Here is a 24,000-nt window from a genome sequence, read left to right on the forward strand (position 1 = left end):
AGCGCCTCGCGCACCCGCCAGACCGGCGACTTGCGGATATGGCTGTCGAGATCGGCATCGAGGCTTTCGAGCTCGCGCCGCAAGGCTGTCAGCAGGCGCTTGATGCTTTTCTGCGCCTGCTTTGCCAGCGCCATGCGCAACCGGTTCTCACAGCGCCAGGAGCGGGTAAAGGGAAGTTACAAAGGTGCCGGCAGGGTCGGATGAGGGGGCGGCACGGCACATCCTATATGTTGCCCTTCGCTTACGCTCAGAGCACTCGCGGCTTTGCCGCTCACCCCCTCAACCGCCTGCCGGCACCTTCTCCCCGCTGGGGAGAAGAGACGTGTAGCAGCGCCGAACGCACCATCCGCTGCCCGCGACGAGGTTGACTAGAACGTCACCGTACATTCCGTCATCTCTGGCCTTGAGCCACAACGGAAGTAACACCGCGGCACCCTCCAACGTCCCTCATCCTGAGGCGCGGAAGCCGAAGGCTGAAGCCTCGAAGGACACGCCGCAACGCCACTCCTTGCGTGATATCAGCACACCCGCCTCGTCCTTCGAGGCCCCTGCGGGGCGCCTCAGGATGAGGCTCTCTCAAATGTCGGGCTTCCTCCTCAAACGATCATCAACGCCCGCACGAAGGCCACCGAGGCGAGTAGCGAGGCGATGGTCCGCACATGGTTCCACCACGTCCAGTCCCTGAGATAGGTGGCCCAGAGCAGAACCGCTTCCGGGCCGTTGCCGCCGACCTTTGCCAGCGCATCGTTCATCGGCACGTTGAAGATGATGGTTGAGAGGAAGGAGGCGAAGATGTAGAGGGCTGCACCCGCCAGCATCAGAAAGGATGCCCCACCGCGCCAGTCGATCAAGGCGAGCACGGCGATGACGAGGCAGAGGATCGCCGTCGGCACGAAGAGGCCCATGAAGGGCGAGCGGACGATCGTCACGTTGATCGAGTTCATCGCCGCGATGCCTTGCTCTGCCGGGATGCGCGAGAAGGCGGTCATGATGAAGGTCGAGAAGGCAAAGAAGATGCCGGCGACGAGGCCGCTGCCGATTGCCGCCGCCACGAGGGAGAGGATGAGAAAGATCTGCATGGTCAGGCGCTCCATAGTCCGGTTGCCGCGGTCCGGCGGGCATATTGGTTGAAATCGGTGGCGGGACGGCCGAGAATTTCGGCGACACCGCCCATGGTGCTGGCGTTGCGCCCATCGAGCACCTGTCCGAAAAGCTCCTCCAGAAGATCGATCAGGCCCTGCGGCAGGCCGGCGGCCGCAAGCCCGCCGGTGAAGTCCGCCATCGACACCTGCTCGTATTCGATCGGCCGCCCGGTGGCCTGAGCGATCTCGGCGACCGCCTGGCGGAATGTCAGCGCCCGCGGGCCGGTCAGTTCGTAAGTCTTGTTGCGGTGGCTGGGATGGGTCAAGGCGGCGACGGCGGCATCGGCGATGTCGTCGGCATCGATGAAAGGTTCGCTGACCTCGCCCGCCGGCAATTGCAGGCGGCCAGAGAGGATCTGCTCCAGGAAGGCGCCCTCGCTGAAATTCTGGCAGAACCAGGAGGCGCGGAGGATGGTGGTGTTTATGCCGGACGCTTTCAGCGCCGCTTCGCTTCGCTGCGCGCCCTCTTCGCCGCGGCCGGAAAGCAGCACGATATGCTCAAGGCCACATTCTACCGCGACCTCGGCGAGTGCCCCGATCGCTTCCGCCGCCCAGGCGACAGAAAGATCCGGCTGGAAGGCGACATAGGCGCTCGACGCGCCTTGAAGTGCGCCGCGCCAGGTCGACCTGTCCTCCCAGTCGAACGGCCGTGCGCTGGAGCGCGATGCCGCGCGAACGGTGAGGCCGCGCTCTTCCAGACGTTTGATGATGCGGCCGCCGGTCTTTCCCGATCCACCGACGAGGACGATTTCGGAAGTCTGCATGTCAAAACTCCTCCCAAACGTTAAAAACAAGAGAAACTCTCTCATTTGCAAAATGAGATAATCTCTCTTATTTTGTTTGTCAACGTGGAAAAGGAGAGAGCATGTCGGAACAGCCGGTCGCAGCGCGCAGGCGCCAGCAGGAGTCTACCGGCCAGCTGCGCCGCATCCCCAGCCAACAGCGCGGCCGCGAGCGCTTCGAAAAGATCCTCACCGTCGCCGCCGAGCTGATCGAAAGCCATGGCAGCGACGGCCTGAAGATGAGCGAGATCGTCGAAAAGGCCGGCCTTTCCTTCGGCGCCCTCTACCAATATTTCCCCGACAAGACCTCGATCATCCGGACATTGGCCGAGCGCTTCAACGAACAGGGCAGGCGGTGCGTCGAAGAGGAACTGGCGAAGGTCACCGACGCGGCGGCCCTGCAGGGTGCGCTCGCCAATATCGTCGATGAATATTATGCCTTCTTCCTCAGCGAACCCGTCATGCGCGACATCTGGCATGCGACCCATGCCGACAAGCTGTTGCAGCAGGTCGATGCCGAGGACATGGAATTTCATGCCCAGATGTTTCTCGCCGTGCTCCTCCGCCTGTGGCCGGATCGCGACCGCAAGGAGCTGCTGGCGATCGCGCGGCTGACGATGCAGTTGCTTGCCGCCGCCGTGCGTTATGCCGTTTCGCTGGATGCGGAGGAGGGCGCCCAGGCGATTGCCCTGTTCAAGAAGATGCAGATCGTTGATATCGGCCGCCTGCAGCAGCAATAGCCCGCCTTTCGTCTGGAAACGGCAGGCTCTTGCTGCTATTCCCGCAAGGATCCAAGCCGAAGGAGAGCCGCATGATCCAGACCACATTTCCCGACCGTGCCGTGATGGCCGAATTGCTGGCCAAGATGCTCTGGGAAATCAAGGCGGTGCATTTCAATGCCGCCCAGCCTTACAAACTCGCCTCCGGCATGGCGAGCCCGGTCTATATCGATTGCCGCAAGCTGCTCTCCTTCCCGCGCATCCGCTCGACGGTGATGGATTTCGCCGCCAGCACCCTGCTGCGCGATGCCGGCTTCGAGCAGTTCGATTGCATCGCCGGCGGCGAGACAGCCGGCATCCCCTTCGCCGCCCTGCTGGCCGATCGTCTCGGCCTGCCGATGATCTATGTCCGCAAGCAGCCGAAGGGCCATGGCCGCAACGCCCAGATCGAAGGCAATATGCCGGGAGGGTCGCGCGTGCTCGTCATCGAAGACCTGACGACAGCCGGCGGCAGCATGTTCAAGTTCATCGATGCCGTCCGTGCCGCCGGCGGCATTGTCGATCATGGCATCGCGCTGTTCTTCTACGGCATTTTTGGCGAACAGCGCTTTACCGATGGCAAAGTCAGGCTGCATCACATCGCCACCTGGCGGAATGTTCTGGCCATCGCCAGGGAGCAGAAGCTCTTCGACGACAAGACGCTGTCGGAAGTCGAGGCCTTCCTCGATGCGCCGCTGGCTTGGTCGGGAAAGAATGGTGGCGTAAGTGAGCTTTCGCTCTAGCCAGTTGACAAAAGCTCGCCTAATCGGTTGATGAACGTATAGATGCTGTTGGGAGGAATACGATGATTTTGTGCTGCGGCGAAGCCCTGATCGACATGCTGCCGAGGGACACCACTCTCGGTGAAAAGGGCTTTGCGCCCTATGCCGGCGGCGCGATCTTCAACACCGCGATCGCGCTCGGCCGCCTCGGCATCCCCACCGCCTTCTTCACCGGCATTGCCGATGACATGATGGGCGAAATCCTGCTCGAGACGCTGAAGGCGAGCAATGTCGATTACAGCCCGTGCGCCATTACGCCGCGTCCCTCGACCATCGCCTTCGTCAAGCTGGTGAACGGCCAAGCGACCTATGCCTTCTACGACGAGGGCACGGCCGGCCGGATGATCACCACGGCCGACCTGCCGGATCTCGGCGATGATTGCGAGGCCTTGCATTTCGGCGCGATCAGCCTGATCCCCAGCCCCTGCGGCGAAACCTACGAAKCCCTGCTCGACCGCGAAGCCGCAAGCCGCGTCATCTCGCTCGATCCGAATATCCGTCCCGGTTTCATCAAGGACAAGCCGTCGCATATGGCCCGCATCAAGCGCATGGCCGGCAAATCCGACATCGTCAAGTTCTCCGACGAGGACCTCGATTGGTTCGGCCTGCAGGGCGACCATGATGCGCTCGCCGCCCATTGGCTGAACCACGGCGCCAAGCTCGTCGTCATCACCAAGGGCGCGGAAGGCGCTTCCGGTTATACCAAGGATCGCAAGGTCACGGTGCCGAGTGAACGGGTCACCGTCGTCGACACGGTCGGCGCCGGCGATACCTTCGATGCCGGCATCCTGGCGTCGCTGAAGATGGACAATCTGCTGACCAAGCGCCAAGTCGCCTCGCTGGATGAGCAGGCGCTGCGCAACGCCCTGACCCTCGGCGCCAAAGCCGCCGCCGTCACCGTCTCCCGCGCCGGCGCCAATCCACCCTGGGCGCGCGAGATTGGGCTTTAAGGCTCGAGCAAGCCTCCGCCCCTCATCCGCCTGCCGGCACCTTCTCCCCGTAAACACGGGGCGAAGGGGATGTGCCGCGCCCTCTCCGTTCCCCTTGACGTCCCGTATGGCACGTCCCCTCTCCCCGTTCTTCACGGGGAGAGGGTTAGGGTGAGGGGCAAATCTCGAACGCTTATTTCGCGGGCTTCGCCGGCACCAATCCGCCCCGGGTGCGCGCCTGGCTTTCCTTCTTGATCGGCCGACCGACGGGACAGACCTCTTGCACGAAGCCGTTGAGCGTGTTGACGAGATTGTTCTCGATCAGGGAATAGTGGACGAACTGGCCCTGTTTCTCTCGTCTGATCAGACCCGCAGCTTCGAGGATGGAAAGATGCTGCGAAACGGCGGGCTTGGACATGCTGAAGCGGTCAGCGATCTCGCCAGCGGTCAGACCCGATGCCGAGAGATAGGCGAGGATCTTCCGGCGCGGCGCACTGGAAAGCGCGTGGAATACCCGCTGGGCGGCGCTGACGGAGCTGCTTTCTACAGCGTTATCGAAAGTCTCTTCGTCCAAGTCCGTTCTCCGTGCCTGTGGTATCATCAAAAATTAAGCAATTAATGTATTGCTTAATTGTTTCCGTTCGTGCAAAGTAATTAGATAATTGCTTAAATAATGAATTGCTAGGCGATGTTCAAGTAGAGAATGCGCCCGATGGGGAGGAGTTTGTCATGAGCAGTATTTCCACTGGGCGAATGATCGACAACAGGAGCGATCCGGTGAAGGGCAGAGTGGTCTGGATGCCCGCAAAGTCGATCTGGATCACCGCCATGACCTTGATTGCCATCATTGGTGGCCCACTGACCTTCACCTGGAGCGCCTTTGCCGTCTTTATCCTCTTGACCGCCATCACGATCTGCCTTGGTCATTCGGTCGGCATGCACCGGCTGCTGATCCATCGCTCATTCAGCACTCATATTTGGATCGAGCATTTTCTTGTCTATCTCGGTATGCTGGTCGGCATGGCCGGCCCCTTCGGCATGATCCACGCGCACGACATTCGCGACTGGGCGCAACGGCAGCGAGACTGCCATGACCTCTATGCCCATCGGCGGTCTTTCTTCATCGATGCCTTCTGGCAGATGCATTGCATTGTGGCGCTGGACCATCCGCCGCGTTTCGTCCTCGAGGAGCGCGAGCGGCGCGACCGCTTCTATCGCTTCCTGGAGGCGACATGGATGGCGCAGCAGATTCCCTTGGGACTCGCGCTCTTCACACTCGGCGGACTGCCGTGGGTGGTCTGGGGTATTGCCGTGCGGATATCCGTGTCGCTGACCGGACACTGGCTGGTCGGTCATTTCGCGCATCGAGCCGGCCATCAGGGCTGGAGTGTCGATGATGTCGCGGTGCAGGGCTATAACCTGCCGCGTTTCGGGCTGGTGACCTTCGGCGAGAGCTTCCACGGCAACCATCACGCCTTTCCGGATTCGGCGCGGCTCGGCATCGAGCCGGGGCAGCTGGATCTCGGTTGGTATTTCATCCGGCTGCTGGCAAGGCTCGGCCTGGCTTCGGCGATCAAGCTGCCACACACGATCGTGCCAAGGCGAGGGTTGACGCGCCACTGCGTCTGAAACGGTGGGTGACAGTCATCCGCCACATCACGCAGCAGGTCACGCGGAATCTCGCTCGTGAGTGCCTCCTCCTTGCCGCAACGTCTCGATTCCCTCTTCTTCCCTCGGGTCCGAAGGACGGGTCAATGCCGATCGATCAAGACTATCCCGGATCACGCTCCGGTCGAAGCTCGGGAGCAAGCACCAGATCCCGCAAGAAGTTTTCGCACCAAAGTGAGACGTCGTGAGACAGCAGATGCTCCATCATCATGCTCCAGCGGTCGCGGCGCTCCTCCAGCGACATGGCAAGGCCCTTGGCGATGGCATTGGCAGTGCCTTCGACATCGTAAGGATTGACCAGCAGCGCACCCTTCAACTCGCGAGCCGCCCCGGCGAAGCGCGATAGCACCAATACGCCCGGGCGATCGGGATCCTGGGCAGCGACATATTCCTTGGCGACGAGGTTCATGCCGTCGCGCAACGGCGTGACCAGTCCAATCGTCGCCAGCCGGTAGAGGCCGGCGAGCACGTTGCGACTGATCGATCGGTTGACATAGCGGATCGGCACCCAGTCGACCGTTCCGATGGCGCCGTTCACGCGGCCTGCCTGTTCGGCGACCATGTTCTGCATATGCTCGTATTCGGGAACTTCCGATCGCGACTTCGGCGTGATCTGCAGATAAGTGACCTTGTTCTGGTAGGCCGGATTGTTGGTGATGAAGCGTTCGAACGCTTCCAGCCGCTGAATGATGCCCTTCGAATAATCGAGGCGGTCGACCCCGATGATCATGTCCCGGCCCTCAACGCTGCGCCGGGTTTTCTGTACCATGATATTGTTTGCGGCCCTCTCGGCGAACTCGGCGAAGGCAGCAGTTTCGATCCCGATCGGATAGGCGCCAGCCTTGAATATCCGCCCATGTGAATCGAACAATCCATTTCCGAGGTCGTCGCCAATTCCCTCCCTTCTGAGATACCCGGCAAAGTTCTGGAGGTCGTAGTCGGTCTGGAAGCCGACGAGATCGTAATGCGAGAGCCCGCGCATGATTTCTTCATGGACGGGCATCGTGACGAGAATGTCGGCCGGCGGCCAGGGAATATGCAGGAAGAAGCCGATCCGGTTTTTCAGCCCCATTTGTCGGAGTTCGGCGGCCAGCGGAATGAGGTGGTAATCATGAACCCAGATGATGTCGTCCGGCTCGATCATCGGCGCCAACCTGTGTGCGAAGAAGCGGTTGACGCGGAAATAGCCGGCCATTTCCTTCCGGCCATATTCGGCGAGGTCCAGGCGGTAATGGCAGATGGGCCAGAGAACACGGTTTGCGAAGCCGCGATAATACTCCTCGACGTCTGTGTCGGTGAGATCGGTCAGCGCATAGGTGATGTTGCCCTTCTGCAGTTGCGACAGCGGGCCAGGTTCCCTGTCCCCGCTCGATTCTCCCGACCATCCCATCCAAATGCCGCCACGCTCCTGCAAGGCTGCCTGCAGCGCGACGGCCAGGCCGCCGGCAGCGGCGCTCCCATCTTTGGCGGGCATGGGAACACGATTTGAAACGACGATAAGACGGCTCATGAGCTTCCTTTAATGAAGATGGGACATGAAAACGCTGCGTGACGAGCGTCTTGAGACATCTCCTGAACTTGGCAGGGACCATGCAGTGAAGGCGCCGACATCGACAGAGTCGACCGGGACGCGAGCGGCCCAAGGGAACAACGAACGGAGCATTTTCCGCACAGATTTTGCTTGAATCTAGGGCAATTCCAACGAATTGAAAGAATTCATTCTACAATTTTCCATTAGAAGAACGTTCAATCCGATTTCGCACGACGAAGCCCATCGTGCGGATGCACCGAGCCCGCCGATATCAGTTCATCATTTGCAGCCGCGATGACGATGTTGGCGGCAATCCGCCCCGGCGCGTAGGATCGGCCTTTGAGACGAGAGCCAGCGTCCGCCCCGGCAGCAACTGGGGTCGAACCACGGGTCCCGCCCCGTCCTTCGGGCCCTAATAAAAGGGCGAAGGGACATATATCGCAGCCTCTCGATTCCGTCTTCTCCCCAGCGGGGAGAAGGTGCCCGTAGGGCGGATGAGGGGGCCGGCGAAGCCGGTCTCAAGAAGGCCTCCGGGTTTGGCTGCGCTGGAATCGTCTCGACCGTGGACGGGGCGTTGAGGCACGGCATTGCGGAATAGTTTTTGCTCAAAGGTTGTGCCGTACGGCCCCCTCATCCGCCTGCCGGCACCTTCTCCCCGAGGGGAGAAGGGATTTCGCGGCAACCTTGCCGTTCCCACCGGCCTCTCGCACTCTCAATACTTATTTCGCCAGCTTCGCCAGCGCCGCAACCAGGCCCTGGGTCGAAGAGTCGTGCGATGCCGCACTTTCCCTGCCTTCGACGACCGGCAGCAGGCCCGTCGCCAGTTCCTTGCCGAGCTCGACGCCCCACTGGTCGAAGGAGTTGATGCGGAAGAGCACGCCTTCGACGAAGACGCGGTGTTCGTAAAGCGCGATCAGGCGGCCGAGCGCATAGGGGGTCAGCTTGTCGTAGACGAAGGTGATCGACGGCCGGTTGCCGGTAAAGACGCGGTGCGGCGCGATGAAATCGGCCTTCTTGTCGTCCAAGCCCTTGTCGGTCAGCTGCTTCTTGGCTTCTGCGAAGGTGCGTCCCTTCATCAGCGCTTCCGATTGGGCGAGAACGTTGGAGATCAGCAGCTGGTGCTGGTGGCGCAGCTCGGGCTCGAAGGCGTTGGCGGCGATCATGAATTCGGCCGGGATGATGCTCGTGCCCTGATGGATGAGCTGGTAGAAGGCGTGCTGGCCGTTGGTGCCGGGTTCGCCCCAGACGACAGGGCCGGAATTGCCCTCGACCGGCGTGCCATCGATGGTGACGCCCTTGCCGTTCGATTCCATATCGAGCTGCTGCAGATAGGCCGGGAAGCGCGACAGGCGCTGGTCGTAGGGCAGGATGGCGCGTGTGGGGTAGCCGAGCACGTTGCGGTGATAGAAGCCAATCAGGCCGAGCAGCATCGGCAGGTTTTCGGTAATCGGTGCCTTACGGAAATGATTGTCGACGGCATGGGCGCCGTCGAGGAACTTGCCGAAATTCTCCGGCCCGACGGCGATCATCAGCGGCAGGCCGATCGCCGACCAGATCGAATAGCGGCCGCCGACCCAGTCCCAGAAGCCGAAGACGCGGGCGCTGTCGATGCCGAAGGCGGCAACCTTGTCGAGCGCCGTCGAGACGGCGGCGAAATGGTGCTGCACGGCCGCTTCGCCGAGCGCCTTGGCGATGAAATTGCGCGCCGTCTGCGCATTGGTCATCGTCTCGACGGTGGTGAAGGTCTTCGAGGCGACGATGAACAGCGTCGTTTCCGGCTGCACCAGCTTCAGGATGTCGGCGATATGGGCGCCGTCGATATTGGAAACGAAATGGGCGCGCGGACCGTCATGGAAGGGGGCAAGCGCCAGTGTTGCCATGACCGGGCCGAGATCCGAGCCGCCGATGCCGATATTGATGACATCGGTGATCGCCTTGCCGGTCGCGCCCTTCAGCGTGCCGGAGCGGACGTCGTCGGCAAACTTGCCCATGGCCGCAAGCACGGAATTGACGTCGGGCATGACGTCCTTGCCGTCGACCAGGACCGGCGTGTTGGAGCGGTTGCGCAATGCGGTGTGCAGAACGGCGCGATCCTCGGTGAAGTTGATCGCCTTGCCGGAGAACATTTCCTCGCGCTTATTCTCGACGCCGCCCTCTTCGGCGAGCTTCACCAAGAGCTTGAGGATGTCGTCATTCACCGCCGTCTTGGAAAAATCCATCAGCAGGTCGTCAAGCGCGACGGAAAAGCGCGAAAAGCGCTGCGAATCGGCTGCGAAGGCGGCACGGATATCGGTTGCCTTGGTGGCATCAGCGGTGCTTTTCAGCTGTTCGACGATGGCGTTCATGGGAGGCTCCTTTGGAGGCGGAAAGGTTGCGGAAACTATTCGCTTTATCACCCGCAAATCAAGTTCAGCCATGGCTCGAAATAGAAAAAAGCCACCCGCGGCGAGCGGATGGCTGTCAATTTCATTACAGCGCCGCGCGTCCGAAAGACGTGCAAAGGACGCTGTAACACATTGAATTCGTCAAATTCAGCCGCGCAGGTCCTTGCGCAGGATCTTACCAACAGGCGACTTCGGCAGCTCGGTGCGGAACTCGATGAAGCGCGGGCGTTTGTAGTTGGTGAGGTTGGCGATGCAATGGGCTTTCACCTCGGCTTCCGTCAGGTTCGGATCCTTCCTGACGACGAAGAGTTTTACGGCCTCGCCCGAATGTCCGTCCGGCACGCCGATCGCTGCGGCCTCGAGGATACCGGCATGCATGGCGGCGACTTCCTCGATCTCGTTCGGATAGACGTTGAAGCCCGAGACCAGGATCATGTCCTTCTTGCGGTCGACGATCTTGGTATAGCCGCGCTCGTCCATGAAACCCATGTCGCCCGAGCGGAAGTAGCCGTCATCGGTCATCACCCGCRCCGTCTCTTCCGGCTTCTGCCAGTAGCCCGCCATCACCTGCGGCCCGCGGATGCAGATCTCGCCGACTTGCCCGAGCGGCAGCGAATTGCCTTCCTCGTCACGGATATCGAGTTCGGTGGAGGGCAGCGGCAGGCCGATCGAGCCGGTGAACTCCGCCGAATCGAAGCGGTTGGCGGTGGCAACAGGGGATGTCTCGGAAAGGCCGTAACCTTCCGTCACTGCCGTGCCCGTCATCTTCAACCAGCGTTCGGCGACCGGGCGCTGGACGGCCATGCCGCCGCCGAGCGACATGATCAGCGAGGAAAAATCGAGCTTGGCGAAATCGGCATTGTTCATCAGCGCATTGAACAGCGTGTTGAGTCAAGCTGTTTTCCCGCCCCTGCGCGCAGCACCTGGCCGAAGCTCTTGTGCTGAGGGATCGACCAGGAGGGAACGAGCTTCTTCACCTTGCGTACGACGAAATTGACGATCAGCCCCTTCGGCCCCAGCATTTCTCCGAGCGAGGTGACGACGACATGGCGGAGATCCGTCTTGTTGAGGACCTGCTCGACCGTGCGTGCGAAATTCTCCAGCACGAAGATCGCCTTGGCGCCGGAATCCCGCAACTGGTGTTCGAGTTCGCGCGGCGTGTAGAGCGGGTTGACGTTCACGACGACGAAGCCGGCGCGCAGGATGGCGTAGGTGGCGATCGGGTTCTGCAGCACGTTCGGCATCATCACGGCGACGCGGTCGCCCTTCTGAAGGCCGGTGCTTTGCAGCCAGGCGGCGAGTTTGCGCGTCTGGCTCTCCAGTTCGCGGTAGCTCATCACCTTGCCCATGCTGGAAAACACGGTCCGGTCGGYGTAACGGGCGCAGGATTTTTCCAGCAGTTCCGCAAGCGAGGCATATTCCAGCGGCGGGAGTTCGGCCGGAACGACATCGGGATAGGCGGCAAGCCAGGGCTTATTCGGCTTGGCTCCGTTCGGATGGACGGAAATGCTGTTCATCGTATCCTCTCTCCCTTGCGGCCGCCGCGCCAGCCGAGCCGGTAATCGACTGGCCCGCAATTGACTGGAAGAGTCCTCCATCTTCCAGTCCGGCAGCTTATGCCATTGCCTGAACGGTTCAAGCCGAATGAAGCTATACTAACCTTGACGTAAACGTCAACATTCTGCCAGCACACGATCATGGAGAGGATGGGGAACTTTGAGTCCGCCGTGACGTTGATCTTGCATACTCACCATGAGGAAACACCAAAAGGAGGTGCACAATGTTGAACCAGGATACTGACGCCACCCGCCGTGACCCGAATGTCAAGGTCACGCACTCGCTGATCGCCAGCGACCGCGTCGAGGGCACCCGTGTCTATGGGGCAGATGGCAGGCATATCGGCTCGATCGAACGCCTGATCATCGGAAAGCTCGACGGCCGTGTTGCCTATGCGGTGCTGAGCTTCGGCGGCTTCCTGGGCATCGGTCATGATCACTATCCGCTTCCCTGGGAAAAGCTGAACTACGACACCCAGCTGGATGGCTATCGCATCGACCTGACCAAGGAGCAGATCGAAGGCGCCCCGAGCTATTCGGACGATGACGACACCTGGTACAACGACAATGGCCGCCGGGTCTATGATTACTACGGCGTGCCGCCCTACTGGATGTAACGTCGTCCGATTGGCCGAGCTGGAAGGGCCCCGCGGATGCGGGGCCTTTTTAGTGTTTGGCTCGTGCCGACCGCCGCCCCTCACCCTAACCCTCTCCCCGTAAAAACGGGGAGAGGGGACGTGCCCTGCGAGAGGCTGGCGGGGAACCGAGAGGCCGCGGCATATCCCCTTCGCCCCGCGAGCGGGGAGAAGGTGGCGGCAGCCGGATGAGGGGCTTTCCTAGCGCCCGGCGGTGAGATCGTTGGCCGACCGCAGAACGGTGCCGAAGACAATGCCGTCTGCCCCGATCGCCTTTGTCGTCTTGACCACAAACACATGGCTCTCGCCCGGCAGCAGCGTCACCAGCATCGAATCGACAACGGCATCCGGATCCAGTCGATCGGCCATCAGGCAGAGATCCTTGAGGAAGTTTTGCGCCGTCACCTTGACCTCATACCCGCCGTCGATCCCGACGACATCGACCGTCAGCCGCGGCGCCGGCAAGGCAAGCTCGATATCCTCGACGAAATAGTGGAAGGCCCGTCTGTCCAGCATCTGCACGACGATGAGCTCGTTCTTCGGTAAGTCGGGGGTGACGATCTCCTCGGGCAGCGGAAATTCCTTTGCTTCGAAACGGTCGCAGAGCAAGCGCCAGAATTCGAATTCGGCAAGCACCGTGCCGTCGAGCTTCAGGCGTTTGCCGCTGATCTTCGCCCGCCAGAACAGCGTCCGTTCATTGACGGCCACCGCCGCAAGCCCGCCGCCGCGCGGCTGGATCGTCAGCAGGCGCGGATCATAGGCTGCCTTCAGCGCATACCAGAGGGGTTTGCGGCGCCCGGCGGAATCGAGGGCCGCCCACGAAGTTACCGGCCAGCAATCGTTGAACTGCCAGACCACCGCACCCTTGCAGATATTCCGATGCGAGCGCATGTGCTCGACGCCGAAGCGGATGGCGCGCGCCTGGTTGAGCTGGGTGGCGAAGTGCCAGTCATCCATCGTCCGCGGTTCCGGCAGATGGCCGGACAGGCCGCGGATCAGCTTGTCGTTGCCCTCAGTCGCCTTCTGATGGTGGAAGACGCCGTTCGATTGCGGCGTCAGCGGCGCGTCATGCACACTTTCTTCGATCGTCGCCCAGGCAGCCGGTGCCTGCCAGCCGAATTCGGAGCAGAAGCGCGGGATATAATTGCGGTAGACCTCGTAGCCGACATCGTTCCACACGTCCCAGATATGTTTGCAGCCATGGCCGTCGGCATTGGGTTCGATCTCCATCGAGCCGGAATAGGGGCTGCCGGGATAATAGGGCCGGTCCGGATCGAGTTCGGCGCAGAGTTTCGGCAGCAGGTCGAGATAGTAGCCGAGCCCCCAGCTTTCGCCGGCCTTGATGATCGGCCGCCAGCCCCATTCGTCGAAACCCCAGATGTTCTCGTTGTTGCCGTTCCAGAGGACCAGCGAAGCATGCGGCATCAGCCGCACGACATTGTCGCGCACCTCAGCCTCGACCTCGCTTCTGAGCGGCTCTTCCTCCGGGTAGGCGGCGCAGGCAAAGAGGAAATCCTGCCAGACCAGCATGCCGGCGCGGTCGCAGGCCTCATAGAACTCGTCGGCCTCGAAGATGCCGCCGCCCCAGACGCGCAGCATGTGGATATTGGCTTCCTTTGCTTCCTCGATCCGTGCGGCATAACGCTCAGCGGTCACCCGCGGGGGAAAACAATCGTCCGGAATCCAGTTCGCCCCGCAGATGAAGAGCGGCACGTCGTTGATGACGAAGGTGAAGGCCGAGCCGTGTTCGTCGGCCGAAGTATCGAGCCGCAGCGAGCGGAAACCGAGTTCGCGCTGATAGCTGTCGAGCAGATCGTCGCTGGCCTCGTCGACCAGACTCAGCGTCATCGGATAGAGCGGCTGCGCGCCGAGGTGGTGCGGCCACCAGAGCTGCGGCGAGGGGAGGGCAAGCTCGAAGGAAACTGCGTCTTCGTCAGGCCCAATCGCCACCGTCGTGGTCACGCCGCCGATTTCGGCAACGAGCCTCAACGGCGTCTTGTCGCCCTGCCGAGCCAGCCGGGCATGCACCTTCACCAGGCCGTCGCCGCCGGCAAGTATTGCCGACACCCTGGTTTCGGCAAGCCGCGCCCGGTCCCAGCTTTCCAGCCGGACCGGCTTCCAGAGGCCTGCTGTCACCAGCGTCGGCCCCCAGTCCCAGCCGAAATTGCAGGCCATCTTGCGCATCAGATTGCCCGGACCCGGATAGTTGTTGGGACGGTAGCCGTAATGTTTTTCCATCTCCGCGCCATAGGCGTAGGCGGAGCGAAAGGTGACAGAAAGATCGTTGGCGCTGGCCTTCAGCAGTGCCGAAACATCCAAACGATAGGTGCGGTGCATGTTGAAGGTGCGGCCGATCTCTTCGCCGTTGAGTGATATAACCGCGATCGTATCGAGCCCGTCGAAGACGAGTTCCTGCACCCTGGCATCGTCAGGTATCGCCTCGAAGCTGCAGCGATAGGTCCAGTCGGTCTTGCCGATCCAGTCATTGGTGATTTCGTTGACGTCGATATAGGGATCGGGGATCAGCCGGCCGGCGAGAAGGTCGAGATGCACGCAGCCCGGCACCGTTGCGGGGATTGCAGCCGGCAGGCCGGGCCTGGCTGTATCGTTACAGGAGAGCGTCCAGCCGGAATTGAGCGCAGTCTTTTCGATCATGGCGGGCTCCCGAATGATGCCGTTTGAAGCTGTGGGATTGTCTGTGGTTTGGAACGTATCGGTGGTTCGGCGTCAGGTACCTCAGAGAAACCGGCCGTGGCGCTGCAGCACCTCGATCTTGTAGCCATCCGGATCGCTGATGAAAAAGAACAGGCCGAAGAGCTTACCGTCGCGGTTGAGCTCCACCAGTTCACCGGGCTTCAGCCCGAGCTTTGACAGCCGCTCGCGCTCGACCGCCACCTCTTCGACGGAGACGGCGAGATGGCCATAGGCATTGCCGAGGTTATAGGGCGCGGTCCGGCCCTTGTTGACCGTCAGTTCCAGCTCGAAGCCGGTCTCGGCATTGCTCATATAAATCAGCGTGAAGGTCTCGAAATCGACGCGGTCGGCGACCGAAAGGCCGAAGGCTCTCTCGTAGAATTCGACGGAGCGCGCCTCATCGAGAACGCGGATCATGGAGTGGATCATCTTCGCCAAGTCTGCCTCCCTTTGTCATCCATCACGGCAGTCTTGGTACCCGTCCTCCTACGCCGCGCGCAAGCCGATTCTTCGCGTAATCGCTGCTTCGATCAGACCCATGGCGTCATAGATCAGCACCGCCATCAGGCCGACGATCAGGCCGCCCTGCAGGATGAAGGCGGTGTTGTCGGAAATCAGCCCGGCGATGATGACCTCGCCGAGGCCCTTGGCCGCAACCGCCGAGCCGATCGTCGCCGTGCCGATATTGATCACGGTCGCGACCTTCAGCCCTTCGAGGATCAGCGGCAAGGCAAGCGGCAGCTCGACCCGCAGCAGCCGCTGCGTGCCGTTCATGCCCATGCCGTCCGCGGCATCGAGAACCTGCGGCGAAACCTGCTTCAAGCCGGCAACAGTGTTTTCGAAGATCGGCAGCAGCCCGTAGAGAAAGAGCGCGATCAGCGTCGGCATGGCGCCGAAGCCGGTCGCGGGAACGGCGAGCGCCAGCACGGCGACCGGCGGAAAAGTCTGCCCCGCATTGGCGATTGCGCGCGACAGCGGCAGGAAGTCAGCCCCGCTTTCCCGTGTCACGAAGATACCGCCGATAACGGCAAGCACGGCGCTGCAGACGATCGATCCGATCACCAGCTGCAGATGGCCGGCGGCCAGCGAAGCAAGGCTGTTCTGTGTATAGACGGCAGGCGCATTGTTGCTGGTCAGCGGCGCCAGCATGAAGGAAAGCCACTCCGTCCTGAACAGCAGGATGAGCAGCAAAGCCAGCGCCGCCAGGCGGAAGAGATTGGCGACGAGGAGCTTCATGCCTTGCGGCCCAGTTCGAGCAGCCGCGTCATCGAGATCGATCCCACAGGCGCCTTTTCGCCGTCCTGCACGGCCGCCTCATCGACCCCCTGCCAGATCATCTCGGCCAGCGCATCACGCAGGCTGAGCGACTGCGGCAGGGCATAGGCGAGACCGTTCTTGGCTGGCTCCATGCTTTCCTTCAGCGGCAGCAGCGACATCAGCTTCAGCGCCCGGTCGGAGGTGCCGGTCAATTGCTGCACGAAGGGATCGGCGGGTTGGGTGAGGATCTTTTCCGGCGTCGAGCATTGCAGCAATCTGCCCTCGCTCATCACCGCAATCTGGTTGCCAAGATGGAAGGCCTCATCCATGTCGTGGGTGACGAGAATGACCGTCGTGCCAAACTGCTTCTGGATCGCCAGCAGATCGTCCTGCGCCTTGCCGCGGATGACGGGATCGAGCGCGCCGAACGGCTCGTCCATCAACAGCAGTTCCGGCTCGGCCGCCAGCGCCCGGGCCACACCGACGCGCTGCTGCTGGCCGCCGGAGAGCTGATGCGGATATTTGTCGGCGAAGGTTGCCGGGTCGAGATTGAAAAGCCCAAGCAGTTCCTCGACCCGTTTGGCGATGCGGGCGGAATCCCAATCGAGAAGCTGCGGCACGGTGGCGATATTCTGCGCTACGGTCCGGTGCGGAAACAGGCCGTGTCCCTGGATCGCATAGCCGATCTTGCGGCGAAGCTCGGTCACCGGAACGTCCATCACATTCTGTCCGCCGACGAAGATCTCGCCTTCGGTGATCGGCACCAGCCGGTTGATCATCCGCATCAGCGTCGATTTGCCGGAGCCCGACGTGCCGACGATGACGGTAATCTCGCCCTTCTCGACACTCATCGAGACGTCGTCGACGACGGTGGCCGCGCCATAGCGCTTGGTGACGTTTCTGATCTCGATCATGGTCATGCGGCGGATCCCCGGATGCTTTCGATGACCGCATCGAGGATGACGGCCGATGAGAAGGCGAAGAAGACGGTCGGCACGGCGCCGAGCAGGACGAGATCCATGGCCGTCTGGCCGAGCCCCTGGAAAATGAAGATGCCGAAGCCGCCGCCGCCGATCAGCGCGGCGATCGTCACCATGCCGATCGCCTGCACCAGCACGATGCRGATGCCGGTGAGGATGACGGGGAAGGCGAGCGGCATGTCGATTCCAACAAGGATCTGCAAGCGTGTCAGCCCCATGCCGGCTGCAGCATCGCGCACCGAGGGATCGACGCCCTGAAGACCGACGACGGTATTGGCGACGATCGGCAGCAGCGAATAGAGCACCAGTGCGATCAGCGCCGGCGCCGTGCCGATGCCGCGGATGCCGATCGCGGCGGCGAGCGGCACATGGGTGGCGAGATAGCCGAGCGGCAGCATCAACAGGCCGAAGAGTGCCAGACTCGGGATCGTCTGGATAAGGCTGAGGCCCTGCAGCACGATGGCGCGCAGCTTCGGCACCCAGAAGCAGAGGATGCCGAGCGGCAGGCCGAGAACAATGGCGATGGCAAGTGAGCCGAACGCCAAGAGCAGATGCGAGATCGCCTCCGTCTCGAACTGCGGAGCCCGCGTCGAGAATTCCTTCATGATCGAAAGGCTGTCGAGCAGGCCGGAGGAGAGAGAGATGAAGAGCAGCGCCGTATAGGCTGCAAGGGCTGCGATCCGCATCCAGGGCGCCAGGCGGATCTTCACCAGCGCATCGGATATGACGAGGCCGATCACTGCAAACAGCGCCCAGAAGCCGCCGCCGGGCGTCATGCGCGCCACCGTGCTGCCGGGGGGCGTTGCCGCCGTCGAGACGAAGCCGATCGCGACGATTAGCGCCGCAAGACAGAGTGTCGCGATGACAAGCCGCGCGATCGCATTGGTGAGGAACAGCGTGGCGAAGGCGGTGAGAAGGAGAAGCGCGGTCAGGATGATGACGGAAGGCTGGGGAAGAAGCTGCATCAGCAGCATCGGCTTGCCGGCGGCGATGCGGTTCGCCTTCACGTAGATGAAGGGCATCAGTGCAGTCGCCGCGATGCCGCCGGCCACCAGAACCACGCCGAGCCGGTCCAGCCTGCGGACCGCTAAGGTTTCTGCCATGAATCCCAATCCTGTCTGGCCAACCCTGTCAGGAAAGCCAATCCTGTCAGGAAAGAAAGCTCCGCCCTTAATCGGGCGGAGCGGGCAATGACTACTTCAGGAAGCCTTTTTCCTTGAGATAGGCTTCGGCGACGGACTTTGCCGGCTCGCCGTCGACCTGGATCTTGGCGTTGAGCTTGCGCAATTCGTCGGCAGTCAGGCTCTTGAAGATCGGGGAGAGCACTTCCTCGATCTTCGGATTGGCCTTCAACACCTCTTCGCGGATGATCGGCGTCGGGGCATAGACCTGCTGCACGTTCTTGTCGTCTTCAAGAACGGTGAGTTCGGCCGCTTCGATGGCGCCGTCGGTGCCGTAGACCATGGCGGTGTTGACGCCGTTCGTCTGGTCGGCGGCCGCCTTGATCGTTGCCGCCGTGTCGCCGCCGGAAAGAACGACCATCTGGTCGGGCTTCAACTGGAAGCCGTAGGTCGTCTGGAAGGCAGGAAGCGCGCCGGCCGAATTGACGAATTCGGCGGAGGCGGCAAGTTTGGCGGCACCGCCGCCGGCAACCCATTTGCCGAAGTCGGTGAGGCTCTTCAGCTTGTTCGGGCCGGCGACGTCGCTGCGCACGGCGAGCGCCCAGGTGTTGTTGGCAGGCGACGGCGTCAGCCAGACGATCTTGTTGGCATCGTAATCGAGCTTCTTCGCCAGCTCATATCCCTGGTCGATGTTCTTCCAGGCGGCGTCATCGGCCTTGTTGAAGAAGAAGCCGGCATTGCCGGTATATTCGGGATAGATATCGATTTCGCCTGCGGTGATCGCCTTGCGCACGACGGGTGTCGCGCCAAGCGCGATGCGGTCCTGCGTCTTGATGCCGTTCGCTTCGAGAGCGAGCGCGATGACGTTGCCGAGCAGCGTGCCTTCCGTGTCGATCTTCGACGAGACGACGATGTCGGCGGCATGGGCCGCACCCGCTGCGAAGGCGGAGAGCGAAACGGCAAGTGCGAGTTTCTTCAGCATGGAAAGTCCCCTTTTTCAAAAACCGTTGACCTACAGCGCCGCATGTCTTTCAGACGTGCAAGGACGTTGTAGCACTTTGAATTGCTGCATAATTTTATCTTAAATCGATACCGATTTAAGGAATTATGCAGTGGCCCAAGCCCCGGGCGGGAGGCCTGCGCATAGGAAATCCGCCGGCGAAGGCGGTGAGGCCGCCATCATGCCGGAATTGCGTGCGTGATGGAAATAGCGTGCATGCCCGAAAAATCGATGCAAGCCCCCTCCAGTATTTGCGGTCGCGGCACGATTATGGCGGCGAATGCATCTCCGCGCGCGGAAAGGCATTCCCTTTTCCAAGGCCGTCGCGATTTGTTTTTGTCCCCTTGCGTGTTTCCACGATATTCCCAGGCTCTGTTGCGGATTCCCGCCGCCCGGATTTTTCTATGATCGAACGATAGCCCGGCTCTCCGGAGGCAGGGATATCTTTTTTCATGAACACATCATATCGTCCGGTTTTTCCAGCACTTTCCGGAGGTGGCCGTTTGCATCTTGGTGCCCTGTTCATCGCAAGCCATGTCCTGACCTCCGGTTCGGTCCGCGAGACCGCGCGGCGCTTCCAGCTGTCGCCCTCCACCGTCTCGACGGCCATCCATAATCTTGAGACCGAACTGGCGATGAAGCTGACGGAACGCGCCTCCGGCGAGCTGGCGACGCTGATTGCGAGCGGCAGGGTGCTGGAAGGCCTGGAGCCGATCATGGCTGCGATCGGTGAGCTCGGCCAATGGGCCGGTCACGACGGCGCCGGCGCCGAGATCGACGAGGCCTGGACATCCCGCATTCCCGTCAAGATCGTCACGATGGAGCGTTTTCTCGAAGTTGCCGATCAGGGCAGCATCAACCGGGCCGCCCGCCGTCTTCGCCTCGGTCAGCCGCAGCTTTCGCTTCAGCTTGCCAATCTTGAGAAATTTCTGAGGCACCGCCTGTTCGAGCGGCAGGCGCAGGGATCGGTGCTGACGGAGGAGGGCAGGCGCGCCTACCAGATCTTCATGGCGATCAGCCAGGCGTGGAACGATCTCAAATCGTCGGCCGACGAGCGTTATCGGCGCACCGCCCGGTCGCTGCGCATCGGCTCGATCATTCCGACCGGTTCGGAAAGCTGGGTGGCACGCTGCCTGGGGTCGTTGGTCTCCGAATGGAATGCGCGCCGCAACAACAATGCGATCTCGCTGGTGTCGATGACCGCCGACGATCTGCGCGAGGCGCTGAAGAACGGCCGCATCGATGTCGCAATCCTGGATTCGGTCTTCGGCCTCGAAAGCTTCCGGCATCGCGAATTGCTGCAGACCGATATGGTGGTGATCGCGCCGCCGGATAGTACCGAGACCAGTGTCGCCGATCTCGTCGCCGGCCACGCGATCTGCATGCCGAGCCCGCGCACCGGCCTCGGCCATGCGGCCATGGCCTTCAGCTATGAGCGCGCGCCCAACCGGCGCCGGCGCGGCCAGGATATCACCGCGGCAGATTCGCTGCCCGTCATCGTCGATCTCGTCGCCAATCACGGTTACGTCTCTTTCCTCGGCCGGGTCAGCGCCATGCCGATCGCCGACAAGGTGCGCATCGTCGATCTCGACGAGCATCTGCCGATGTCCTATCACGTCGCCTTCAACCATCGCAAAGCCGCCGCCGATGCCTGCACTGTCATCATCGAGGCGGCGGCGAGAATTACGTCGGAATCCGTCGTACGAACCATCAGGCCGGCGGATGCCGGAGCCAGGGAGACTGTAGCGTGACGATCTTGCTTGAGGTATGCGTGGACAGCGCCGAGGGCCTCGCCGCCGCGATCGAAGGTGGGGCCGGGCGCATCGAGCTCTGCTCGGCGCTGGAACTCGGCGGCCTGACGGCGCTGCCGAGCCTGATGCGGATTGCCGCCCGTGCGCCCATTCCGGTCTATGCGATGATCCGCCCTCACGCCGGGCCCTTCATTTTCGACGGGGCGGATGAGGAGGCGATGATGATCGATATCGATGCCGTGCGCACATCAGGTCTTGCCGGCGTCGTCATCGGCGCCAACCGGCAGGATGGTACGCTCGACATGCCGTTGATCCACCGGTTGAAGGCGCATGCCGCGGGCCTCGGCTCGACGCTGCATCGCGCTTTTGATCTGGTGCCGGATGCCGATCGGGCGCTGGAGCAGGCGGTCGAGCTCGGCTGCGAACGCATCCTGACCTCCGGCTGCGCGCTGAAGGCCACCGAAGGCCTCGACACGCTGAAGCGCATTTCGGCAAAGGCGGCCGGCCGGATCGCGATCATGCCCGGCAGCGGCATCCGCCCGGCCAATGTCGGCGAGATATTGAAGGCGACCGGCTCCCGCGAGGTCCACGGCTCCTGCAGTTCGCCGGTCGAAAGCGCCGATCCGCGCGCGGTCGCCTTCGGCTTCGAGGCGAAAAGCACGAACAAGACGGACGTCGCCGTCGTCCGGCAGATGCGGAGGGCGATTGAGGCGGCCGGTTAGGATTTGTAGCCTGGGTCGAGCCACAGGTCTCGACCCGTCCCTCGCACTCCGCTTGCGTGGCGAAGGGACATGCCGTGACCTCTCGACTCCCTCTTCTCCCCAGCGGGGAGAAGGTGCCCGTAGGGCGGATGAGGGGGCCGGCGAAGCCGGTCTTTCCCAACGCCCATGCGGGTTTCACCGGCTCGCGGTGTCTCAGGGCGTTGCCGTCGGCGTCGCGGGACAGGTTATGAGAGGGGTGTGTGCCGTGTGGCCCCCTCATCCGCCTGCCGGCACCTTCTCCCCGAGGGGAGAAGAGGGCATGCCGCAACGTCTCCGTTCCCACCTCGCTCTTGCAGGACACGTCCCCTCTCCCCGTTTTTACGGGGGTCCGGAGGACGGGGCGAGACGAGTGGCTCGACCCCGGTAAGGTTAGGGTGAGGGGCAGGGGCAGCCATCGGCGCGAACCCGCCAGCCGTGGTCTTGAACAGAGTTCAAGCCCCGCAAGACCGCCCATCACTCGCGATCGTGGACGACGCCCATGATCTCACCCCTGCGCGAGACGCTGACGAGGAGATCGTCCCCGTCTCGCCATGCCCTGATMAGATATCGTTCACCCACGTCCTTCACATCTCTGACGCGATAACCACGCCGCTCGAGGAGGCGAACCGCATCGTCTGGCCCGAAGTTGTCCCGACCCGAGCGCCATCCGCTTCGCTGGTCGTGGTGGCGATTCCATCGCTGCAGAAAATCCATTTCCGTCTGGTTATCGTCAGGATCGGCATAGAACTCCGGTCCCTGACCTTCCTGGATGACCACCTGCGCACGGGCCGGCACGACAAGTGGCATTGTCAGCGCAACTGCCATTGCCAAGGAAGCAATTCGCATTTTCATCGCCCGACCCTTTCCATCACTCGATTGATGAACATCTGCCGAGTGTCCGGCGGCCCCACTTATGGACACTTCCGTTTTCTTCTGTGTGCTTTTTGATTGAGAAATGTTGCGCGAAATCGCGGGCGCCGGTTCGAGTCGGAACCGCGTTGTTGGCGGGCGCCCCCGTCAGAACGTCTCGTGGAAAGACCACAGCGCCGCGCGCCTTTTCAGACGCGCAAAGGACGCTGTAACACTTTGAATTATGCAGTAGGGGCAACGGCTCCCGGCGGGATTTGCCGGAAGCGTTCAAGGCAATCGCGATACGACTTCGTACCTCGGGATTGCCCTAACCACCAATACTGATCACCGCCTTGATCAGCCCATTCTTCTCATGCGCCCAGCGCGCGAGATCGCGCGGCGCATCGGCAAGCGTCGTGCGGTGGGTGATCAGTTTGTCCACCGGCACCAGCCCTTTGGCGATCGAATCTGCGACATGTTCGAAATCGACGCGGGTGGCGTTGCGGCTGCCGATCACCATCATTTCGCGCTTGTGGAATTCGGGGTCGGAGAAGCGGATATCGTCCTTGACGACGCTGACCAGCACCAGCGCGCCGCCATGGGCGACGAAGGAGAAGGCCTTTTCCATCGAAGGGCCGTAACCCGTCGCATCGAAAACCACGTCGAAACCGTCGCCATTGGTCTTTTCCCGGACGGCTTCCGCTGTCGCCTCGTTGGCAACGATGCCGGAGGTAAAGCCGAAGCGCTCCGCCGCCATCTGCAGCCGCTCCGTGCTGGTATCGAGCAGCGTCACCTCATGTCCGGCGATGCGCGAGAAGATCGCTGCCCCGAGCCCGATCGGCCCGGCGCCGATGACGAGCGCCCGTGCTCCCGCACCGGTCATCGAGCGGCGCACCGCATGCGCGCCGATCGCCAGGAACTCGGTCGTCGCCGCCGCTTCGAGGCTTACACCTTTGGCGGCATAGAGGTTCTCGGCCGGAACCGAAATCTCCTCGCAGAAGGCGCCGTCGGTATGGACGCCGAGCACCTTGATATTGGTGCAGCAATTCGGCTTGCCCTGGCGGCAGGCAATACATTGCCCGCAGGAGAGATAGGGATTGACGATAACAGGCGTGCCGACCGCGATAGTCACACCATCGCCGGCTTCCAGCACCGTTGCCGAGATCTCGTGCCCCATCACCCTGGGATATTCGAGGAAGGGATGCTTGCCCTCGAAGATGTGGTAGTCGGTGCCGCAGATGCCCACATGGCTGACGGCAAGCCGCACCCAGCCGGCGGCGGGAGCCGCTGGCGAAGGACGCTCGACGATATCGAGCACGCCGGGCTCCCGGCAAAGAACTGCTTTCATGACGGGTCTCACATTCTTCGAAAGGAGGAAGCCGGTTTGTCTGGCCGGCTCGCGCCGATGTGGCGCCGTATCGAAAACATCTGCCCCTCACCC

Annotated in this window: 21 protein-coding genes and 2 pseudogenes; 7 read left to right on the plus strand and 16 right to left on the minus strand. The window is 62.0% G+C overall.

The genetic code is table 11. The features are described from left to right. The 3 genes and pseudogenes from AC1ECN_RS15945 to AC1ECN_RS15955 form a co-directional block, all read right to left on the minus strand. A pseudogene (locus AC1ECN_RS15945) lies at window positions 1-149 on the minus strand (IS110 family transposase); the annotation flags it as partial. A 447-nt stretch (window positions 150-596) separates the two neighbouring features. Then, window positions 597-1,079, minus strand: a complete 483-nt coding sequence (locus tag AC1ECN_RS15950) for an anthrone oxygenase family protein (protein WP_032989966.1) — start codon at window positions 1,077-1,079, stop codon at window positions 597-599. Between the two features lie 2 nt (window positions 1,080-1,081). Then, complete coding sequence (locus AC1ECN_RS15955; protein ID WP_018068784.1) at window positions 1,082-1,906, minus strand: NmrA family NAD(P)-binding protein; 825 nt, start codon at window positions 1,904-1,906, stop codon at window positions 1,082-1,084. 101 nt (window positions 1,907-2,007) lie between these two features. On the opposite strand from AC1ECN_RS15955, the gene AC1ECN_RS15960 reads away from it, so the two are divergent. The 3 genes from AC1ECN_RS15960 to AC1ECN_RS15970 all read left to right on the plus strand — a co-directional run bounded on the left by AC1ECN_RS15960 (window position 2,008) and on the right by AC1ECN_RS15970 (window position 4,414). After that, a complete protein-coding gene (locus AC1ECN_RS15960) occupies window positions 2,008-2,664 on the plus strand; it encodes a TetR/AcrR family transcriptional regulator (protein ID WP_130654468.1) in 657 nt (218 codons plus the stop codon). Window positions 2,665-2,735: 71 nt separating this feature from the next. Further along, window positions 2,736-3,425, plus strand: coding sequence for an orotate phosphoribosyltransferase (locus tag AC1ECN_RS15965; protein ID WP_130671859.1), 690 nt, complete (start codon window positions 2,736-2,738; stop codon window positions 3,423-3,425). A 62-nt stretch (window positions 3,426-3,487) separates the two neighbouring features. After that, window positions 3,488-4,414, plus strand: coding sequence for a carbohydrate kinase family protein (locus AC1ECN_RS15970; protein ID WP_477953508.1), 927 nt, complete (start codon window positions 3,488-3,490; stop codon window positions 4,412-4,414). 172 nt (window positions 4,415-4,586) lie between these two features. Here AC1ECN_RS15970 and AC1ECN_RS15975 read toward each other — a convergent pair whose 3' ends face one another. Continuing rightward, the gene (locus AC1ECN_RS15975) at window positions 4,587-4,967 is read right to left on the minus strand and encodes a metalloregulator ArsR/SmtB family transcription factor (protein WP_130671860.1); all 381 of its coding nucleotides are present in this window, start codon (window positions 4,965-4,967) and stop codon (window positions 4,587-4,589) included. A 155-nt stretch (window positions 4,968-5,122) separates the two neighbouring features. Here AC1ECN_RS15975 and AC1ECN_RS15980 point away from each other — a divergent pair, with 155 nt between their 5' ends. Further along, window positions 5,123-6,022: an acyl-CoA desaturase gene (locus tag AC1ECN_RS15980; RefSeq protein ID WP_477953510.1), complete on the plus strand. Its 900-nt coding sequence runs from the start codon at window positions 5,123-5,125 to the stop codon at window positions 6,020-6,022. A gap of 142 nt (window positions 6,023-6,164) precedes the next feature. Here the strand turns inward: AC1ECN_RS15980 and otsA are convergent, their stop codons facing one another. The 3 genes and pseudogenes from otsA to AC1ECN_RS15995 form a co-directional block, all read right to left on the minus strand. Further along, window positions 6,165-7,571, minus strand: coding sequence for an alpha,alpha-trehalose-phosphate synthase (UDP-forming) (gene otsA, locus AC1ECN_RS15985; protein WP_020397279.1), 1,407 nt, complete (start codon window positions 7,569-7,571; stop codon window positions 6,165-6,167). Between the two features lie 740 nt (window positions 7,572-8,311). Continuing rightward, on the minus strand, window positions 8,312-9,937 hold the full coding sequence (pgi, locus tag AC1ECN_RS15990) for a glucose-6-phosphate isomerase (RefSeq protein ID WP_130671861.1): 1,626 nt from the start codon (window positions 9,935-9,937) through the stop codon (window positions 8,312-8,314). A 186-nt stretch (window positions 9,938-10,123) separates the two neighbouring features. Next, window positions 10,124-11,493 (minus strand): annotated as a pseudogene (locus AC1ECN_RS15995) (AMP-binding protein). Window positions 11,494-11,756: 263 nt separating this feature from the next. Between AC1ECN_RS15995 and AC1ECN_RS16000 the strand changes: the two are divergent. Beyond that, window positions 11,757-12,149, plus strand: coding sequence for a PRC-barrel domain-containing protein (locus AC1ECN_RS16000; RefSeq protein ID WP_130671863.1), 393 nt, complete (start codon window positions 11,757-11,759; stop codon window positions 12,147-12,149). Window positions 12,150-12,368: 219 nt separating this feature from the next. Here the strand turns inward: AC1ECN_RS16000 and AC1ECN_RS16005 are convergent, their stop codons facing one another. From AC1ECN_RS16005 to AC1ECN_RS16035, 7 genes are all read right to left on the minus strand, one after another. Next, the gene (locus AC1ECN_RS16005) at window positions 12,369-14,822 is read right to left on the minus strand and encodes a glycoside hydrolase family 2 protein (RefSeq protein ID WP_130671864.1); all 2,454 of its coding nucleotides are present in this window, start codon (window positions 14,820-14,822) and stop codon (window positions 12,369-12,371) included. A gap of 81 nt (window positions 14,823-14,903) precedes the next feature. After that, window positions 14,904-15,299, minus strand: coding sequence for a VOC family protein (locus AC1ECN_RS16010; RefSeq protein WP_130671865.1), 396 nt, complete (start codon window positions 15,297-15,299; stop codon window positions 14,904-14,906). A gap of 48 nt (window positions 15,300-15,347) precedes the next feature. After that, entirely contained in the window at window positions 15,348-16,097 is a 750-nt protein-coding gene (locus tag AC1ECN_RS16015; RefSeq protein ID WP_130671866.1) for an ABC transporter permease, read from the minus strand. Continuing rightward, entirely contained in the window at window positions 16,094-17,038 is a 945-nt protein-coding gene (locus AC1ECN_RS16020; RefSeq protein WP_130671867.1) for an ABC transporter ATP-binding protein, read from the minus strand. The genes AC1ECN_RS16015 and AC1ECN_RS16020 overlap by 4 nt, the downstream gene beginning before the upstream one ends. Then, window positions 17,035-18,201 carry an ABC transporter permease gene (locus AC1ECN_RS16025; protein ID WP_477953514.1) on the minus strand — a complete coding sequence of 389 codons (1,167 nt, stop codon included), beginning with the start codon at window positions 18,199-18,201 and terminating at the stop codon, window positions 17,035-17,037. Before AC1ECN_RS16025 ends, AC1ECN_RS16020 begins: the two co-directional genes overlap by 4 nt. A 91-nt stretch (window positions 18,202-18,292) precedes the next feature. Beyond that, the gene (gene osmF / locus AC1ECN_RS16030; RefSeq protein WP_018072367.1) at window positions 18,293-19,201 is read right to left on the minus strand and encodes a glycine betaine ABC transporter substrate-binding protein OsmF; all 909 of its coding nucleotides are present in this window, start codon (window positions 19,199-19,201) and stop codon (window positions 18,293-18,295) included. Window positions 19,202-19,487: 286 nt separating this feature from the next. Continuing rightward, window positions 19,488-19,673, minus strand: coding sequence for an acetyltransferase (locus tag AC1ECN_RS16035; protein WP_174827182.1), 186 nt, complete (start codon window positions 19,671-19,673; stop codon window positions 19,488-19,490). Window positions 19,674-19,722: 49 nt separating this feature from the next. Here AC1ECN_RS16035 and AC1ECN_RS16040 point away from each other — a divergent pair, with 49 nt between their 5' ends. Both AC1ECN_RS16040 and AC1ECN_RS16045 read left to right on the plus strand, forming a co-directional pair. Further along, entirely contained in the window at window positions 19,723-20,970 is a 1,248-nt protein-coding gene (locus AC1ECN_RS16040) for a LysR family transcriptional regulator (RefSeq protein WP_130673475.1), read from the plus strand. Further along, window positions 20,967-21,692: a copper homeostasis protein CutC gene (locus AC1ECN_RS16045; RefSeq protein WP_130671869.1), complete on the plus strand. Its 726-nt coding sequence runs from the start codon at window positions 20,967-20,969 to the stop codon at window positions 21,690-21,692. The genes AC1ECN_RS16040 and AC1ECN_RS16045 overlap by 4 nt, the downstream gene beginning before the upstream one ends. Window positions 21,693-22,184: 492 nt before the next feature. Here AC1ECN_RS16045 and AC1ECN_RS16050 read toward each other — a convergent pair whose 3' ends face one another. Both AC1ECN_RS16050 and AC1ECN_RS16055 read right to left on the minus strand, forming a co-directional pair. After that, window positions 22,185-22,562, minus strand: coding sequence for a hypothetical protein (locus AC1ECN_RS16050; RefSeq protein ID WP_130671871.1), 378 nt, complete (start codon window positions 22,560-22,562; stop codon window positions 22,185-22,187). Between the two features lie 325 nt (window positions 22,563-22,887). After that, window positions 22,888-23,907 (minus strand): zinc-binding alcohol dehydrogenase family protein, encoded by a 1,020-nt coding sequence (locus tag AC1ECN_RS16055; RefSeq protein ID WP_018072372.1) that lies wholly within the window; start codon window positions 23,905-23,907, stop codon window positions 22,888-22,890. Window positions 23,908-24,000: the final 93 nt, after the last annotated feature.

Source organism: Rhizobium sp. 01N447_2 (assembly GCF_056399245.1).

Excerpts from the sequence above, each read along its gene's own strand:
- AC1ECN_RS15950 (WP_032989966.1), bottom strand. The coding sequence starts at position 1,079 with ATGCAGATCTTTCTCATCCTCTCCCTCGTGGCGGCGGCAATCGGCAGC.
- AC1ECN_RS15955 (WP_018068784.1), bottom strand. The coding sequence starts at position 1,906 with ATGCAGACTTCCGAAATCGTCCTCGTCGGTGGATCGGGAAAGACCGGC.
- AC1ECN_RS15960 (WP_130654468.1), top strand. The coding sequence starts at position 2,008 with ATGTCGGAACAGCCGGTCGCAGCGCGCAGGCGCCAGCAGGAGTCTACC.
- AC1ECN_RS15965 (WP_130671859.1), top strand. The coding sequence starts at position 2,736 with ATGATCCAGACCACATTTCCCGACCGTGCCGTGATGGCCGAATTGCTG.
- AC1ECN_RS15980 (WP_477953510.1), top strand. The coding sequence starts at position 5,123 with ATGAGCAGTATTTCCACTGGGCGAATGATCGACAACAGGAGCGATCCG.
- otsA (WP_020397279.1), bottom strand. The coding sequence starts at position 7,571 with ATGAGCCGTCTTATCGTCGTTTCAAATCGTGTTCCCATGCCCGCCAAA.
- pgi (WP_130671861.1), bottom strand. The coding sequence starts at position 9,937 with ATGAACGCCATCGTCGAACAGCTGAAAAGCACCGCTGATGCCACCAAG.
- AC1ECN_RS16000 (WP_130671863.1), top strand. The coding sequence starts at position 11,757 with ATGTTGAACCAGGATACTGACGCCACCCGCCGTGACCCGAATGTCAAG.
- AC1ECN_RS16005 (WP_130671864.1), bottom strand. The coding sequence starts at position 14,822 with ATGATCGAAAAGACTGCGCTCAATTCCGGCTGGACGCTCTCCTGTAAC.
- AC1ECN_RS16015 (WP_130671866.1), bottom strand. The coding sequence starts at position 16,097 with ATGAAGCTCCTCGTCGCCAATCTCTTCCGCCTGGCGGCGCTGGCTTTG.
- AC1ECN_RS16020 (WP_130671867.1), bottom strand. The coding sequence starts at position 17,038 with ATGACCATGATCGAGATCAGAAACGTCACCAAGCGCTATGGCGCGGCC.
- osmF (WP_018072367.1), bottom strand. The coding sequence starts at position 19,201 with ATGCTGAAGAAACTCGCACTTGCCGTTTCGCTCTCCGCCTTCGCAGCG.
- AC1ECN_RS16035 (WP_174827182.1), bottom strand. The coding sequence starts at position 19,673 with ATGAAAAAAGATATCCCTGCCTCCGGAGAGCCGGGCTATCGTTCGATC.
- AC1ECN_RS16055 (WP_018072372.1), bottom strand. The coding sequence starts at position 23,907 with ATGAAAGCAGTTCTTTGCCGGGAGCCCGGCGTGCTCGATATCGTCGAG.